The organism is Frondihabitans sucicola (assembly GCF_030296615.1).
GTDB lineage: Bacteria > Actinomycetota > Actinomycetes > Actinomycetales > Microbacteriaceae > Frondihabitans > Frondihabitans sucicola.
In genome coordinates, this window is the sequence record NZ_AP027732.1 from 173,183 (window position 1) to 189,517 (window position 16,335).

A 16,335-nucleotide genomic window follows, 5' to 3' on the forward strand; every position below is an offset into this window, starting at 1 on the left:
CTCGCCCGGCGTCGACTCGGTGATGTTCCACCCGCGGCCCCGCGCGGCGTCCCCTTCGTGGTCGTCGCCGGGCGTCTCGATCCCCTCAAGGGCTTCGACCTCGCCATCGAAGCCGTCGCCGCGCTCCCCGCCGACCGTCGCCCGACCCTGGTCGTCGCCGGCGAGGAGTCGGTCGACTACCGCGACTACCCCGCCGAGCTGCAGGCGCTCGCGACGAGCCGAGGCATCGGCGGCGGCGTCCGATTCGTCGGCCCGCAGTCGCGCGCCGACCTGGCGGAGCTGCTCGGGTCGGCCTCCGTCGTCGCGGTGCCCTCGCACTCCGAGACCTACGGGCTCGTCGCGCTCGAAGCCGCAGCGAGCGGCACCCCGGTCGTCGCGGCTGCCGCGGGCGGTCTGCGCGAGGCCGTGGTCGACGGGGTGACCGGGATCGTGCTGAGGTCGCGTGACCCCCTGGTCTGGGCGGATGCGATCGGCAGGATCCTGCAGGATCCTGCCCTCGCCGCGTCGCTCTCGACCACCGCCAGGGTCCGGGCCACCGGGCTGAGCTGGGCGCACTCCGCCGACGCCCTGGTGGCGGTCTATCGCTCGCAACTCGCCGTCCACTAGGTTCTTCCGCATGAGCAAGGTCATCGCGGTCGAATACCTCACACTCGACGGCGTCTTCGAGGAGCCGGGCTGGTCGGGCCCGTACTTCGGAGACGAGCTGGGGTCGTTCCAGAACGACAACCTGATGGAGGCCGATGCGCTCCTGCTCGGCCGCATCACCTACGAGGGCTTCTCGCAGGCGTGGCCCGCCATGGAAGAGGCAACCGGTGAGTTCGGCGTCAAGATGAACTCGATGCCGAAGTGGGTCGCGACCTCGACGCCGGACGCTCTCGAGTGGAACGCGACGGCCCTCGCGGGTACCGCGGTCGACGCCGTCGCCGCGCTGAAGGCCGACGACGCCACCGGCACGTTGCTCGTCAACGGCAGCGCGGACCTCGTCAACGCTCTCAGCGCGGCGGGCCTGATCGACGAATACCGCTTCATGGTCTTCCCGGTGGTGGTCGGCTCGGGCAAGAAGCTCTGGGCCGAGGGCACGACCGCGGCTCTCGAGCTCGTGAAGTCGCAGATCACCTCGACGGGCGTCGCGGTGCTGACGTACGTTCCCGCCGCGTCGTAGGCGGCGGCGCTACTGCACGGCGGCGTTATTGCACGACGGCGCTACTGCACGACGGCGCTACTGCACGGCGGCGGTCAGCCGCATGACGTTGTCGAGAGCGCGCGCGAGCAGCGGCCGGTCGAGCCATTCGACGAGGCTCAGCTCGCGTGACTTCGAGCGGTAGTCGTCTTCGATCGCGCGGAGCCTGTCGACGAACCGTCGCCCGCGGATCATGACCGACACCTCGAAGTCGAGGCTGAACGAGCGCATGTCCATGTTGGACGACCCGACGACGGCGACATCGGAGTCGACCGTGAAGTGCTTGGCGTGCAGCACGATGGGCTTCTCGTAGAGGAAGATCCGGACCCCGGCCCGCAGCAGTGTCTCGTAGTAGGAGCGCTGCGCGTGGTACACCATGAACTGGTCGCCGATCTCGCAGGCGAACAGTTGCACCTCGACGCCGCGCTGAGCGGCGGTCGTGATCGCGTAGAGCATCGAGTCGTCGGGCACGAAGTACGGGCTGACGATGATCAGCTTCTCTTGAGCGCCGTAGACCAGGGCGTTGAACAGGCGCAGATTGTTCTCGCCTTCGAACCCCGGACCGGACGGCACGATCTGACAGTCGAGCGTGTCGGGGTCTTCGACGTTGTGAATCGGGTCGGCCTCGCGCTGGAGGAGTTCGTCGGTCTCGGCGAACCAGTCGGTGATGAAGATCGCGTTGACACCGGCGACGACCGGCCCCTCGAGACGAAGCATCAGGTCTTTCCAGCGCAGGTGGCGTCGCTTGTTGCCGGACTTGTTGTAGTCGGGATCGACGAGGTTCTGCGACCCCATGAAGCCCACCGTGCCGTCGACGACGACGACCTTGCGGTGGTTGCGGAGGTCGGGGCGGCGGCGAAGCACCGTGTTGGGGCGAACCGGGAGCATCGCCCGGAACGGGATCCCCGTCTTCTTCAGCCAGGCGATCGTCTTCTTGCCGGCCGGGTTGCGGAGCGTGGTCCAGTCGTCGTACAGCACGCGGACCGTCACCCCGCGCTTGTGCGCGTCGTGAAGCGCCTCGCAGAACTCGATGGTCGCTTTGTCGTACGCGAACAGGTAGAACTCGACGTGGATGTACCGCTCGGCCTTCTTGAGCGCGGCGGTCATGGCCCGCATCGTCTCGGCGAAGTCGTCGTAGAGGACCGCGTCGTTGCCACCGACGAGGGGCATGGCGCCCAGCTTGCGGTTGAGGTCGACGACGGACCCGAACCAGCGCGGCCAACTCTCCTCCTTCGTGACGAGGTCGAGGCCCGAGGTCGTCTGCAGGATGAAGTCGTTGATCTCGGTCTGCTTCTCGCGACGCCCCCGCGGCAGGCGCGTCGAGCCGAAGAGGTTGAGCGCCATGGTGCCCGGGATCGGCGCCGCGAAGATCGCGAGCAGCCAGGCCAGCGCGGTGGTCGGGCGCCGGTTGCGGGGCACCGCGATGACACCGCCGAATCGGAGGAAGAAGTTGACGACCGTCACGACGGCGGCAGCGCCCTTCGTCAGCGATTTCCAGTTCATGCTGTGAGGCTAGCGCTCTCCACCGACGCCCGGCGTGGGCGCGCCCGACGCGGACGGGCGCCGACCGACTCAGGCGCCGAGCGACCGGGCGCCGAGCGGCTCAGGCGCGTGCCGGGTTCGCCGCGCGTGTGCCGCCGCGATCGAAGCGCTGCCCGGCCGGCTTCGACGAGATGAGGGGCAGGATCACGAAGACGACCAGCTCACCGAGGAACGGCACGATGGCGATCAGGATCAGCAGCGCGCTGAGATTCGCATCGTGCAGACGCCGCGAGGTCAGTGCGAGCGTCGGAACGATCGTCGCGAGGAACCAGACACCCGAGATGATCCCGGCCACTCCGGTGTAGTTCGCCTGGAACGAGGCCATGCCGCCCGACGTGCTGGTCGACGCGTGCCCACCACCGGTCGCGCTGGCGATGATCTGGATGACGACCGACACGATCACGGCCACCAGGGCCCACCACCAGTACTCGCTTCGACTCGCGCGGCCGGAGAAGGTCGCGTACTTGCGCCAGAAACGGCGGAACGCGACGGGAAGGCTGGCACCGTAGGCGGGCTGGTCGACAGCGACTTCGGTGTTCTGGGAAGTACTGGACATGGTCGGACTCCTTCGCTGAAAACCTCTGCCTACTCGCCGCCCCGCCACTCCGTCCGCGCGCAGGGTCGCCCTCGCCTGGCGATTCACCCGCGGGCTACCGGCGGGCGTGCCCCGTGACGCCCGTCACGCCCAGCCCGCGACGGGCGCGACGGCGGCGGCGACGGACGCGGCGTCGAGGTGCGTCGTGTCGAGCACCACGTCGTCGAGCGCCGCCCTCTCGAGGATGGCTGCCAGCTCGGCCGCCCGCTCCACGTGCCAGGCGAGCCCCGACGCGTCGTCGACGTGGCGCGCCTCGAGTCGACGGCGCACCGTCGCCGCGTCGGCCGTCAGCCGGACCGCGAGAAGCGACGCCGGGCCGAGGGCATCGCGGTACTCCTCGAGCGCAGCCGCGTCTTCGACGACTCCCGCGAGAACGAAGCGCCGAGCCCCGGCCGACCGGTAGTTCGCCACCAGCGACCGCAGGTTCTGAACGGCCACGCGGTGGGTGAACGGATCATCCGTGGGCGTCGGCCAGAGACGCCGGATCTCGTCCACATCGATGAGAGCGGTGGGTACGACCGCCGCTCGGGCGAGCTCATACGCGGCGGCGCTCTTGCCGACGCCGACCGGCCCGTTCAGCAGCAGCGCGTCGACCATCCCGCCATCCTGCCGCACAGCCGCTGATCCTGCCCCGCGGACGGGCCCCACAACGCGAGAGCCGTGACAGGCCCGGCTAGAGCTCGGAGACGACGCCCGCCTCGACCCGCCAGTGCCGGTCGGTGCGAACGGCCTCGAGCATGCGACGGTCGTGGGTGACGAGCAGCAGGGTGCCGTCGTACGTCTCGAGCGCCTGTTCCAACTGCTCGATGGCTACCAGGTCGAGGTGGTTGGTCGGTTCGTCGAGGACGAGCACGTTGACGCCGCGGGCCTGGAGCAGCGCGAGGCCGGCGCGGGTGCGCTCCCCGGCGACAGGTCGCCCACGGCGCGGGCCACGTGGTCGGCCTTGAGCCCGAACTTCGCCAGAAGCGTGCGGACCTCCGCCTGCGTGAGAGACGGCACAAGTGTTTCGAAGACGTCGGCGAGCGCCCGGGGACCGCTGAAGAGTCCGCGAGCCTGGTCGATCTCGCCGACGGCTACCGACGCGCCGAGGGACGCCGTGCCCGTGGTCGGCGCCTGCTGGCCGAGAAGGGCCCGGAGCAGGGTCGATTTGCCGGCACCGTTGGGGCCCGTGATCGAGATGCGCTCGCCCCCGTTCACCTGGAGCGACAGCGGACCGAGTGTGAACGACCCCTGCGCGAAGGTGGCGTCGGCCAGGGTGGCCACCACCGCGGAGGAGCGCGGCGCCGAGCCGATCGAGAACTCGAGCTGCCACTCCTTGCGGGGCTCGTCGACCTCGTCGAGCCGGGCGATCCTGCTCTCCATCTGGCGGACTTTCTGCGCCTGCTTCTCGCTCGACTCCGCCGCCGCCTTCCTCCGGATCTTGTCGTTGTCGGGGCTCTTCTTCATGGCGTTGCGGACGCCCTGGCTCGACCACTCGCGCTGCGTGCGGGCGCGCCCGACGAGGTCGGCCTTGGTCGCCGCGAAGTCGTCGTACGCGTCGCGCTTCTGCTGGCGATCGATCTCGCGCTCTTCGAGGTACGAGTCGTAGCCGCCGCCGAAGACGCGGTTCGACGACTGGGCCAGGTCGAGCTCCAGCACGCGCGTGACGGAGCGTGCCAGGAACTCGCGATCGTGGCTGACGAGGACGACTCCGCCACGAAGGCCGCGGACGAACTCCTCCAGGCGGGCGAGACCGTCGAGGTCGAGGTCGTTCGTGGGTTCGTCGAGGAGGACGATGTCGAAGCGCGACAGCAGCAGGGCTGCGAGCCCGACGCGAGCCGCCTGGCCGCCCGAGAGCGACGTCATCAACGAGTCGGCGGTGAGCCCGGCACCGTCGCCGGTCGCGGCGAGCGTCAACCCGAGGTCGGCCAGGACCTGCGGCAGCCGCTCGTCGAGGTCGGCCGCGCCGGACGCCAGCCACCGGTCGAGCGCCGCGGAGTAGACGTCGGCCGCGTCGGCGGGAGCCTCGGCGTCACCGAGCGCGGCGGCCGCGGAGTCCAGCTCGAGCGAGGCCGTCGCGCAGCCCGTCCGGCGCCCGATGTAGGCGCTGACGGTCTCGCCGGGCACCCGCTCGTGCTCCTGGGGCAGCCAGCCGACGAAGGCGTCGGCCGGGGCGAGCGAGACGGTGCCGGCCAGGGGCTCGTCGATCCCGGCGAGGAGGCGGAGGAGGGTCGATTTGCCGGCGCCGTTGACCCCCACGACTCCGACGACGTCGCCGGGGGCGACGGTCAGATCGAGGTCGTCGAACAGGGTCCGGGCGGCGTAGCCACCGGCGAGGCCCTTGGCCACGAGGGTTGCGGTCATACCCCCATGGTCTCATTCGTCGGGGTGGAGCGCGGGCGGGTCGTCGACCGCCGCCTGATTCCGCTAGCGCCGGACGTGCAGCGGGATGCCGGCCGCGACGTCGCGCGAGTCGGCCTCGGGGTCGCGCCCCACGCCGAGGATCGGCTCGATCACGCTGTCGATCACGCGCGCCACGAACGCCTCGTCGAGGGGCAGTTCGCGCTGGGCCGCGTGCTCGACGGCCAGAGAGTGCACGGCGCGCGTGACGAAGGCCGCGTCGTAGCGGACGGGTTCGGCATCGCCCCGCGCCACGGCACGGCGGACCACGACGGTCAGCGACCGCGTGCGCTCGGCGTGCGTGGCGCCGTCGAAGGCTCGCCAGATGTCGGGGTCGCGGGAGATGGCGGCGATGACGTGACGGAACTCTGCCGGCGGGTAGCCGATCGGACTCACCCAGGAGCGCACGAGGGCTTCGAGATCGGTGCGGAGCGCCCCCGTGTTCGGGATGGTGATGTCGATGTCGAAAGCGGCGACGGCATCGCGCACCAGCGACCGCTTGTCGTCCCAGCGGCGGAAGAGCGTGGCCTTGCTGGCCCCTGCTCGCTCGGCCACGCGGTTCATGGTGAGCGCGTCGATCCCGATCTCGGCGATCAGCTCTTGCGTGACCCGCAGAAGTCGCTCTTCGACGAAGGGGTCGCGGGGCCGACCGACCTTGCGCGCGCCTCCGGATTCCACGTTCGTCAGCCTAGTCGGCGGGATCCTGCGCCCTCGGGGCTCGTCCCCTCCGCCCTTCGACCCCCAGACAACGCGAAGCGGAGACCGACCCAATGGGGCCCCGGCCGAGCGCGAGTCACCGCATCCGCGAGGCACGCGCTCGAAATCGAAACGACCGGCAGGATCCAGCGCCCGAGCGGTCCCGGCGATCCTCTGGGGCGAGGCGCGCCGGGTACGCATCCCCCACCGCGGACGCTCGCTCGCGGAACGACACCGCCGCGCGCCCGAGACCCACGACCGCGACCACGACCACGGAGTCGACGCCCGGGAGCGCCCTTTCGACGGCGGCTCGCCGATCGGGCCCCTCCGCCAGCCCGACGGCGTGCACCGGGACCGGCCCGGGCAGACTCGTCATCGCCCCGTCGCGCAGGGCGACGTCGGTCTGGACCTGCCGCAGCTCGATCACGGCGGGGCCGTCGGGTCGTCCGACCCGGGCGGACCGCAGGACGTCCGCGACCGGATCGGCAGCCGCGGCGTTCTGCCAGTGCCCGGTGCCACGGAAGGGCACGACGAAGGAGGGTCGAGGTGGATGGTCGCCAGACGGCCCGCGCCGATCGGCGAGGAGCCACCCGCCCCTCCTCGCCGGCGTCAAGTGGGCCGAATTGCCCGCCCATGTCGCCGCGAGCGGACATTTCGGCCCACTCGACGCGCCCACGAGAGGTGCACGACGGTCGTCCCCAACAGGCGCTGCGCCTGCGCCGCGCCCGCCGGCCTACCCGCCTGCCGACTCCGCCCGCCCTCCTCCCGAAATCGAAGGGGATTCTTCCGACCCGAGCTCCTTCATGCGGCAGAACGGGGTGTCAGCCGAAAATCCCCTTCGATTTCCGACAGAGGTAAGGCAGGGGTAAGGCCGGGGTATGGCGGGGGCGGGCGGCGGCAGGCAGGCAGGCAGCAGGCAGCAGGCAGCAGGCAGCAGGGACTAGCCGAGCAGGTCGTACTGCTCGACGGCGGCGTCACGACCCGGGCCCACGCCGGTCGCCGAGATGCCGGCCCGCGCTCGAGGCCGACGCCGAGCGGACGACTGCCGGTGTGGGCGGGCAGGAGTAGGCGTGGGCGCGCAGGAGTAGGCGTGGGCGCGCAGGAGTAGGCGGGCAGGAGTGTGCAGGCGGGCGTGGGCGGGCAGGTGTGGGCGGGCAGGAGTGTGCAGGCGGGCGTAGGCGGGCAGGCGCAAGCGCGCAGGAGCAAGCAGACAGGAGCAGGCGCGGGCGGGTCTGCGTCAGCGCGCGGGCGTCAACGCTCGCCCGGTCGGCACGTCGAGGACGATGCACGACGCGTAGTCGATGCCGACGTTGAAGTCGTCGACCCCGACGACGATGCGCGCGGGAGTCACTTCCGCGATCCGCACCCGGGTCGGCTCGATCCCAGCGCGGTGCAGGATCCAGGGCTCCGCCAGCAGCGACAGCCCCACGGCGTCGAGAGCGGCTCGAGCGTCGTCGAGCTCGACCGCGTCGGCCATCGCGTACCCGAACACGGTCATCGGGACGAACAGTTCGACGGTCTCATCCGGGGTCGACGAGGGCGCGAGGTACCCGATCACTTCGCCGTCGTCTTCGCGGTGGTGCGGCAGCCAGGTCGCAGGAATCATGCGACCACGGTAGCGGCCGCCGCGAGATCGCCCGTTCTGTCGCATCTCCTTACCCGACCCGACAGAATCAGCGATCTCGCCGCCGTCGTCGCCCGCGCGCGCCAACGGCCCGGCCACCCGAGGCGGCCCGGCCACCCGAAGCGGCCCGGCCACCCGAGGCGGCCGGGCCACCCAGCGGCCCGGCCACCCGAGGCGGCCGGGCCGTTGGCGCGCGGCGAAGCCGTCTAGCGGGGCAGCTTCAGGGCGACGTTCAGCAGGCGCGTGGTCTGCGTCGCACTGAAGTTGTCGTCGCTGACGAGGGTGACGCCAACGGTGCCGAACGGGCCGTGACCCGTGATCGCCATGCCCTCGAAGTTGTCGAGCAGCGGGTTGGCCTGAGTCTCGAGCGAGGTGGCGCCGAGGGTCGGGCCCTTCACCAGATCGGCGACGAGCTTCTTGGTGAGCACGCTGCGCGACGGCGCGGCCGACAGGTTGGCCACGCGACTGACATCGGACGCTCGCGAGAGACCGGAGACCGCGTAGAGCTTGACGGCGTTGCCGGTCGCTGGGGCGTACGAGGCTTCTTCGACGACCAGCTGATCGTCGCTGACGGCCGCCACCTCGGGAACGCGCATGCCGGTCTCCGTGCGGTACGCAACCTGCTTGGCGAGCTTCCAGGACCCGTGGCGATCCTGGTCGTAGACCAGGAACCGGTGGGAGTTGGCGTCACCGGCGGACGAGACGTCGCCCGAGAGCGCACCCTCCATGGCCGCCACGACGGTTCGGCCGGAGGGCGAGATGGTCAGCCCCTCGAGAGTGGCGTTCGACGTCGATTCACCCGCCACGGTCGACCCCGGCAGGGTCGTCCCGGTGACGGCGAAGCGACTCGGCACGGGCAGCGACGCCTTCTGGACGCCGTCGCGGCCGAAGACGCGAATCGACGGCTCCGTCTCGGAGCTGATCAGGTAGTCGCCGTCCGGCAGGACCGCGAGGCCCTCGTTGTCGGCGGTGAGCCCCGTGTAGGGCGTGCCGTCGGGCTGCTTCAGCACGAGCGGCGCCCTGGTCACGGTGGGCTTGGTCAGCGACGAGATGAACCACAGGCGCGACGGATCGTCGGCGTGATTGTCGACGGCCGAGACCCAGGCGTGCGAGCGACGGTCGTAGGCGAGCGACGACAGCCCGCCCACCTCGGCGCCGTGCGAGACCAGCTTGTTCAGAGCGTCGCTGTAGCCGAGCGCGATGCCCGCCGGCGGGATCACGGGCGACTCGGGGACGACCTTGCCGAACAACCGCACGACCTGGGGGTCGTGGTCGCTGACCTGATCGGCGTACTCCGAGTTGGTGTGGATGACCTCGTACTCGGGCTTGCCCACGCCGGACGTGACGAGGATGTGGTCGAGCACCTCGCTGACGCCCTGGTAGTCGTAGGTGTACTGCTGATCGGCGGGAAGGGTGGTGATGAGATCGGTGAGGATCTTCTTGCCGGTCGCGGCCCCCGTCAGTGTCTGCAGAGCCGGGCTGAACTGGTAGTCGTTCAGGTCGCCGGCCACCACGACGTTCGCCTTGGAGTCTTTCGCGAGCAGCTTCGAGACGAACCCGTTGACGAGCGTCGCCTGAGCCTTCCGCTGGATCGCGGACGACTGCGCCGGGAACTGGAATCTGCCGTCTTGGCTCTGGTCGCCGCCTTTGGAGTCGAAGTGGTTGCCGACGACGAACACTGTCTTGCCTCGGAACGAGAACTCGCCCACGAGCGGCTTGCGACTGGAGTCCCAGGCGGAGTCGGTGGGCGCGATGCGACCGGGAGACAGCGTGAGATCGGGCTTGCCGTGCGTGGACGAGACCGCCGTGGCCGTCGTCGACCGGTTGACCGTGGCGGCGCCGCGGTCGACGAACGTGACGCGGTCGGGGTTGAAGAGGAAGACGATCCGGATGTTACCGCCGGGCTGACCGCCGTCGGCGTCGTTCACCGGATCGACCGACCGCGTCTGGTACGTAGGGCCCCCGGCCGCGGCGATCGCGGCCGTGAGCTTGGTCAGCGTCTGGTCGGACGCGACCGTGCCGTCGTCGGTCGCGCCGGTGTTGTCCTGCACTTCTTCGACGGTGAGGATGTCGGGCGAGGCCAGATTCGTGACGACGCCCTTGGCCAACGCCGCGAACTTCGTCGCAGGATCGGAGGGGGCCAGGTTCTCGACGTTGTAGGTCGCGACCGAGAGCTGGTCGCTCTTCGCCTTCGATGCCACGGTGGGCGCCAGGTTCGCCTTGGTCACGGTGCCGAGTCGTGTTGCCGCCACGAGGTAGCCGCCGAATTGCGAGTAGTCGATCGGACCGACCGTCGCCCCGGTGAAGACGTCGCCGACGCTCACGCCGGGGTTCGAGCCGTCGGTGGGGACGACCTCGAGCCGACCGGAGGGCGTCGCGTTCTCGGCGGTCAGGAGCGTGCCTCCGCGAATGCTGCGGAGCTGGTCGGGCTTGGTCGTGATGTACTGCTCGCCGTACGCGTCGGAGGGCCCGACGACACGAGCGTTGTCGACCTCGACCCGCATGCCCTCGACCGACTCGTAGTAGTCGAGCGCCGAGCGGCTCGGTGTGAGAGTCGTGGACTCGATGGTGGCGCCGCCCAGGTCGGGGGCATAGGCGGCCGGCACGACGTCGGGACCGAGGACGACGGCGGCCGGAAGCGCGTTGTCGTGGGAGAGCACGGCGACCGTGGGGCTGGTCAGCTCGGTGACGGAGAGGTTCGAGGTCGTGGTGGTCGAGTCGCCCGAGGCGAGCTGGTAGAAGTCTTTGACCGTGGCGCTCACGAGCACGGAGTCGCCGGCCGCGACCGTGGGCGCGGTGCCCGTGTACACGAAGACGCCCTCGCTGGTGGCCGGGTCGGAGTCGGCCGTCGGGTCTTGGATCCAGTAGCCCCGCGAGGATCCTGAGCCACGGACCGCCGTGACGATGCCCGGAACGTTCGTGACCGTGTCGCCGTCGAGCGGCGATTTCCAGCCGGCGCCCTGAATGTCGTGGATGCGCACGTCGCCCGGCGTCGGGGTGGGCCCGCCCGGATCGGTGGGCGGCGTCGCGGTGTTGGCGGCACCCGGCGTGGGAGCTGCGGCGGCGAAGTCGACGGCGTTGTCGTCGGAGTCGGACGCGGTCAGGCGCTGAACGGACGAGGTGTTGCTCGCGCCGGTAGCCGGCGACGACTCGGCCAGGGCCGCGGCGCCGAAGCCGACGAGGTCGATGGAGGCAGCAGAGCAGGACGCGGAGTCGGTGCAGGTGAGTGCCGTCTGCGAGGCCACCAGCGCGACGGTGCCGTCGGTGGCCGACAGGGCGATGGTGCCGCTGACGGCGGGTGAGGGCAGAGCCGTCGAGCCGCCTGATCCCTTGCCTTCTCCGACCAGGTACGTCGCACCGGGCGCGATGGTGCCCGTCAGTGCGGTCAGCTGCCAGGAGCCGGTAGCCGACTTCGAGTGGTATTGGACCGAGGAGGTCGAGAGATCGACCGGCGACGAGCCTCGGTTGCTGAGTTCGATGAAGTCGTTGGTGTAGGTGGCGCCGCTGTTGCCGCCGCCGCCGTAGACCTCGTTGATGACGAGCCCCGACGACGGCGCGGCCGTAGCCGGTGAGGCCACCAGAGCGCCGCCGACGAGCGCGAAAGCGGCGAGCACCGCTCCGGACACTGCATGTGATCGTTGCATTCGTGTTCTCTCCCCTGAGTCGGACACTTCGATATAACCGCGTTCGCGTGAACGCCGGGTGGCCTGTCCACAGAGAGTTGGTACTTTCCACAAGACGAACGGAGTCGTGCACAGGCCGGTCCGAGAGCCCTAGGCTCGCGGTATCGACTCTGGGAGGCAGTCATGACCGGTTCCGTCCAACCCGATCCCTCACGCTTCACGTTGCACCGATCGTGGGTGCTCGGCGTCGCGATCGCCGCGATCGTCCTCGGGCTGATCGCCCTGTTCTTCCCCGCCGCCTCGCTTCTGACGATCGCCATCGTCTTCGGCATCTTCCTGCTCGTGCTCGGGCTGTTCCGCCTGTGGCTGTCCTTCTCGGCCCGCGATCTTGCCACGGGGGCGCGCTGGCTCACGGGCATCCTGGGAGCACTGATCCTGGTCGCGGCGATCCTCTGCCTCGCCGACCCGTTCCAGTCGCTGCAGGTCCTCGGCTTCGTGTCCGGCTTCGGCTGGATCTTCGAAGGCGCCGCCGGCGTGCTGGGCGGCTGGCGCGGCTTTGTCGGCGGCCCGCGGTGGTTGCCGGTGATCGCCGGCGTCGTGTCGATCGTGGCCGGAATCGTCATGATGATCCTGCCGGTGGCGGCCCTCTCGGCGTTCGTGACCGTCGGCGGCATCATCCTGATCGTGCTCGGCGTCGTCGCACTGCTGCATCTCCCCCGGCGCTGACCACGGGCGTTGATCACGGGGCGGGTACCGCTCGATGATCGCCGCGGGGCGGCCACCGAGGGGCGGGTGCCGCTCGGCGATCGCCGCAGGGCGGCTACCGAGGGGCCGATCGCTTGATCCTGCGCACCAGGGCCACGTCGCGCGGCGGCGCGAAACCGAGGCTCTCGTACAGCGCCGTCCCGTCAGCCGTCGCGCTGAGGTGCAGCACCGTCGCGCCCACCTCGGTGTCGAACCACTCGAGCAGGGCCTCGACGACCGTCCGCGCGTGACCGCGCCGCCGGTGCTCGATCCGAGTGCTGACGTTCGAGAGGTGGCCGTGGATCCCGGTGGGGTTGCGCGGGCTGGGCGTGTGCAGGTCGCAGATTCCCACGGCGCAGCTCACGACACCGTCGACCCGGTCGTCGACGACGAACGCCGCGAAGCGATCCTGCGGCCCGGTCAGCCGCGCTTCGAACCAGGCCGCCGCGGCCGTGCGCCACGGCGCCCCGCCGTCGGGATCCTCGCCCATCGACCGCATCATCTCGGCGCGAAGCTCGACCAGGGCTGCCGTGTCGTCGACCGTGGCCCGCCTCACGCTAGGAGCCCCCGGCGTTCGACTCGTCGTCGAGGTGCTTCTGCCGAAGCACCGTGCTCTCCCGCCACAGGATGTGAGCGCCGGTCCAGACGAACATGATCGCGACGAGGCAGAGGCACGGGAACAAGAACACGAAGTCGAGAGTCGTCCCGATCGGCGGGGCGCCCGGCATGGCGCTGCGGAGCGCCGGGAACGACAGCAGCGTCGCGCTCAGCCAGATGACGTTGGAGAATTCGAGCTTGCGCCGGATGATCGCGCTGCCGATCGTCACGACGGCCATCAGCGTGGTGAAGAGGATGGCGAGCACGTAGAACAGCACGATCACGATGGTGAGAGCGTCGCGGTGCCCGTCGAGGGCGACGGGTACGAGCGTTCGGCCGTTCTGCACCGCGGAAGACGAGCGCGTCGCGTCGAGCACCCACGGCCGCGCCGAGTTCGACAGGTCGACCTCGAACGGCACGGCCGCGCCGGTCTTGTCGTTCTGCACGCTGAGCTGGAAGTTCGCGAACGGCTGGTCGAACGGGTACGCGGTGTCGCCGCGGTCGAGCGTGAGCGTGAGTGCCGTCGCGTCGACGACGGACTGCCCGGGGAAGGTCACCACCGACGTCGTCACGCCCCCGCTCGACACCTCGATGCGCAGGCTCTTCGAGATCTCGCCGGCCTTCGTCCCGACCAGGTTGCCGTGCGGGATGGGAAGCACATTGGCCTGGACCACCCGGTTCGTCAGATCGATGTCCTGCACCGACATGCGCAGTTGGAGGTACGAGCCGCTGGCCGTGTTCGGCCCGTGCACGGGCACCGCGGTCGTGCTGCGGAGGGCCCCCGAGATGCCGATCACGACGTAGTACACGGCGAGCAGGATCACGGCGACGATCAGGATCACGGGCGCCGGGTTCCGCCGTCGGGGTGCCGGTGTCGAGGCGACCGTGCTGTTCCTGCTGTCGGTGGTGGTCATGAGTCCCTCCCGGGGGAGTCGGTGGTGGACGAGGCTTCGGGTCGTGGGAGTTCCGGCGGCGGGGCCGGTGCCGTGGGCGGCGGGGCGGCAGGCGGGGCGCCGGGCGCGTGGCGGCCGGTGGGCGCCTTCGTCCCTGCGGCTCCCGCATTCGTCGCCGACGGCCGAACCGGTGGTGCCTCCGGGGCAGGCCCGGACGTCGGCCCTCTTGGCACCGAGCCTGACGCCCGGCCACGGCGACGGCCGGCCTCGGCCACCGTCGCGGCGAGCGCCAGCAGCAGCATGGCGAGCAGCGGCACGAAGGCGCCCGGGAACGTCGTGATGTTGAACGTCGTGATGGCGCTGGCCAGCTGCTGCGTGTCGCTCGGCGCACCGGCGACCGCGAACGACGACGTCAGAGCGTTCGACTGCGACGGGGTGGAGGAGTCGAGCGACAGCTGCTGCCGTGCCAGCGCCGGGGCATTGAGCGGGTCGGCGTAGACGCGGATCTCGGCCTGCGCCTGCTGGCCCGGGAGCAGCGTGAAGGAGCAGCTGAAGGTCGTGGTTCCGACGGCGCAGGGCGTGGTGACGCCGGCGATCGTGACGGTGGCCGTCCGGTAGAGGATGCCGGGCGTGATCCTGCCGGCCAGCGTCAGGTCGACCGAGGTCGCCAGTGCGTTCGGGCCGAGAGTGCCCCGGAACGCTGCGACCGTGCCGGGCTGGAGCTCGCCGACGGAGAGTCGCAGGTCGAGGGGAAGCGCTCCCCCGGCGCCAGAGCCGGAGCGTCCCGACCCGCCCGATCGTCCCGACCCGCTCCCCGGAGACGGAGACGGAGACGGAGACGGAGACGAGGACGGAGCGGGAGCAGGAGACGGAGCGGGGACCGACGACGGCGGAGCGGACGGCGACGGCGCGACCGGAGGCGCGGGCACCACCTCGGGAGGCCCGGGCGCCGGAGGGACGGGCGGTGCCGGCGGCGCGACGGGCGGTGCCGGCGGCGCTGGAGGAGTCGGCGGCGGCACGACTCTCGTGACGACGAACCCGACGACGGCCGACCGACCCGAGCCGGCCCCGCCCACGACCTGCACCGCGCTGATGCGCACGCTTCCGAGCGCGAGCTCGCCGGGGGTGCAGCTCCAGGAGCCCGACGCCGTCGCGGTCGCCCCGCAGAGCCTCACCCCGTCGCTCTCGACCGTGACGGTCGCCCCCGACACGGCGTCGTCCCCGCTGATCGTCGGAGTCCGATCGGTCGTCGAGCTCCCGTTCGCGGGCGACGTGATCCGCGGCGGCGCGGGCACCCCCACCGTGACCACGGCATCGGAGACCACGGGCGAGGCCGCATCGGCCGAAGAGCTCACGGTCGCGTGGATCGTATAGGAGGTACCGGTGGCCGTGCCCTCGGGAACGGTGCCGTCGAGGGTGATGACCACCGGTGATCCTGCGATCAGATCATCGAGCGGGACGCCCGCGGCGAGCGAGTCGCACGCGACCGCGGCCGCGTCGAGCGTGCACGAGGTCGCCGGGAACCCGCCCGCATCGACCGTCGCGACGGCTGCAAGGGCGGGGCCGGGGCCGCCGTCGGTCACGGTGATCGTGCGGGTGACGGCGACGGTCGGCACCGCCTCGGCCGGGCCCGACTGGTCGATTCGGAGGGCGGCGGGCTCGATCACCGTGAAGGTCACCGCGTCGGAGGTGGGAGAGGTGTCGCCGCCGGGGCTCGTCTGCGTCGCGGACACCGCGTGCGTGCCCGGGGCGAGCGGACTCGTCGGGGTGCAGGTCCAGGTCGTCGCCGCGTCGGCGGGAACGGCGCAGGCCACGGCCGAGTCGACGAGGGCCGTTGCCGCGTTGCCGGCGCGCTTGGTGCCCGCGAGGGTCGGCTGGGTCTGGAGCGTCTGGGATCCTGCGGCCGGTGCCGTCACGCTCGGCGTCGGCGGCGCCAGGACCGTCACCGTGAAGGTCCCCGTCTCGGCGGCGATCGTCGACTGCCCTGCGGCCGCACCGGCCACGGCTGTCGGTGCGATGGCGAGCTGCATCGTGACGATGTTGTTCGTGCCCCAGCCTCCGGCGCCGGAGGGGCCGCACGCGGTCTGCGCGCCGGTGCCGGAGCAGCTGAACTGGGAGAGCCCGGACGCCGCGGCCCCCGACGCGGACAGGATGCTCGTGCCAGGTGGGGCGGTGATGTTCCAGTTCGTGTTTGCGGGCCCGACGTTCTGGTTCTGCACCTGGACCTGGACGGTGTCGCCCGGAAAACCGGTGGCCGAACCGACCTGCGCCATGGCGGAGGCGGGTGCGGCCGGCGCCAGAGCCCCGACGAGAGCGGCCGCGGCGACGGTGAGGCCGACGACGAGGGCGGTCGTCAGCCGCGAGGCGGCACGCCGAGGGACGACTCCGACCCCTGACGTTCTGCGCACCCGGCCCGCTTCCGACTACATCCCTGCGAGAAGACTAGCTCCGAGCGGCGTCCC

The 16,335-nt window shown here is 71.0% G+C and carries 14 protein-coding genes and 1 pseudogene; 3 read left to right on the forward strand and 12 right to left on the reverse strand.

Annotation, left to right across the window (positions count from 1 at the left end):
- The first annotated feature begins 57 nt into the window (after positions 1–57).
- The gene (locus QUE79_RS00925; RefSeq protein WP_286345008.1) at positions 58–606 is read left to right on the forward strand and encodes a glycosyltransferase; all 549 of its coding nucleotides are present in this window, start codon (positions 58–60) and stop codon (positions 604–606) included.
- Positions 607–616: 10 nt separating this feature from the next.
- Positions 617–1,162, forward strand: coding sequence for a dihydrofolate reductase family protein (locus tag QUE79_RS00930; RefSeq protein ID WP_286345009.1), 546 nt, complete (start codon positions 617–619; stop codon positions 1,160–1,162).
- Positions 1,163–1,219: 57 nt separating this feature from the next.
- Here the strand turns inward: QUE79_RS00930 and cls are convergent, their stop codons facing one another.
- The 9 genes and pseudogenes from cls to QUE79_RS00975 form a co-directional block, all read right to left on the reverse strand.
- Positions 1,220–2,683 carry a cardiolipin synthase gene (cls, locus tag QUE79_RS00935; RefSeq protein ID WP_286345010.1) on the reverse strand — a complete coding sequence of 488 codons (1,464 nt, stop codon included), beginning with the start codon at positions 2,681–2,683 and terminating at the stop codon, positions 1,220–1,222.
- Positions 2,684–2,783: 100 nt separating this feature from the next.
- Complete coding sequence (locus QUE79_RS00940) at positions 2,784–3,278, reverse strand: DUF805 domain-containing protein (protein ID WP_286345011.1); 495 nt, start codon at positions 3,276–3,278, stop codon at positions 2,784–2,786.
- A gap of 123 nt (positions 3,279–3,401) precedes the next feature.
- A complete protein-coding gene (locus tag QUE79_RS00945; protein ID WP_286345012.1) occupies positions 3,402–3,914 on the reverse strand; it encodes an AAA family ATPase in 513 nt (170 codons plus the stop codon).
- Positions 3,915–3,990: 76 nt separating this feature from the next.
- Positions 3,991–5,660 (reverse strand): annotated as a pseudogene (locus QUE79_RS00950) (ABC-F family ATP-binding cassette domain-containing protein).
- A 63-nt stretch (positions 5,661–5,723) separates the two neighbouring features.
- Complete coding sequence (locus QUE79_RS00955) at positions 5,724–6,374, reverse strand: TetR-like C-terminal domain-containing protein (RefSeq protein WP_286345013.1); 651 nt, start codon at positions 6,372–6,374, stop codon at positions 5,724–5,726.
- 115 nt (positions 6,375–6,489) lie between these two features.
- Entirely contained in the window at positions 6,490–6,921 is a 432-nt protein-coding gene (locus tag QUE79_RS00960; RefSeq protein WP_286345014.1) for a hypothetical protein, read from the reverse strand.
- 411 nt (positions 6,922–7,332) lie between these two features.
- The gene (locus tag QUE79_RS00965) at positions 7,333–7,584 is read right to left on the reverse strand and encodes a hypothetical protein (protein ID WP_286345015.1); all 252 of its coding nucleotides are present in this window, start codon (positions 7,582–7,584) and stop codon (positions 7,333–7,335) included.
- 45 nt (positions 7,585–7,629) lie between these two features.
- Positions 7,630–7,998, reverse strand: a complete 369-nt coding sequence (locus tag QUE79_RS00970) for a hypothetical protein (protein WP_286345016.1) — start codon at positions 7,996–7,998, stop codon at positions 7,630–7,632.
- 224 nt (positions 7,999–8,222) lie between these two features.
- A complete protein-coding gene (locus tag QUE79_RS00975) occupies positions 8,223–11,642 on the reverse strand; it encodes an esterase-like activity of phytase family protein (protein WP_286345017.1) in 3,420 nt (1,139 codons plus the stop codon).
- A 180-nt stretch (positions 11,643–11,822) separates the two neighbouring features.
- Between QUE79_RS00975 and QUE79_RS00980 the strand changes: the two genes are divergently transcribed.
- Complete coding sequence (locus QUE79_RS00980) at positions 11,823–12,365, forward strand: HdeD family acid-resistance protein (RefSeq protein ID WP_286345018.1); 543 nt, start codon at positions 11,823–11,825, stop codon at positions 12,363–12,365.
- Between the two features lie 94 nt (positions 12,366–12,459).
- On the opposite strand, the gene QUE79_RS00985 is transcribed toward QUE79_RS00980, so the two are convergent.
- Genes QUE79_RS00985 through QUE79_RS00995 form a run of 3 tightly spaced genes read right to left on the reverse strand, consistent with a single transcriptional unit; the run spans position 12,460 to position 16,281 of the window.
- A complete protein-coding gene (locus tag QUE79_RS00985) occupies positions 12,460–12,939 on the reverse strand; it encodes a GNAT family N-acetyltransferase (protein ID WP_286345019.1) in 480 nt (159 codons plus the stop codon).
- Position 12,940: 1 nt separating this feature from the next.
- A complete protein-coding gene (locus tag QUE79_RS00990) occupies positions 12,941–13,894 on the reverse strand; it encodes a DUF4436 family protein (RefSeq protein WP_286345020.1) in 954 nt (317 codons plus the stop codon).
- Positions 13,891–16,281, reverse strand: coding sequence for an Ig-like domain-containing protein (locus QUE79_RS00995; RefSeq protein ID WP_286345021.1), 2,391 nt, complete (start codon positions 16,279–16,281; stop codon positions 13,891–13,893). The genes QUE79_RS00990 and QUE79_RS00995 overlap by 4 nt, the downstream gene beginning before the upstream one ends.
- Positions 16,282–16,335 lie beyond the last annotated feature (54 nt).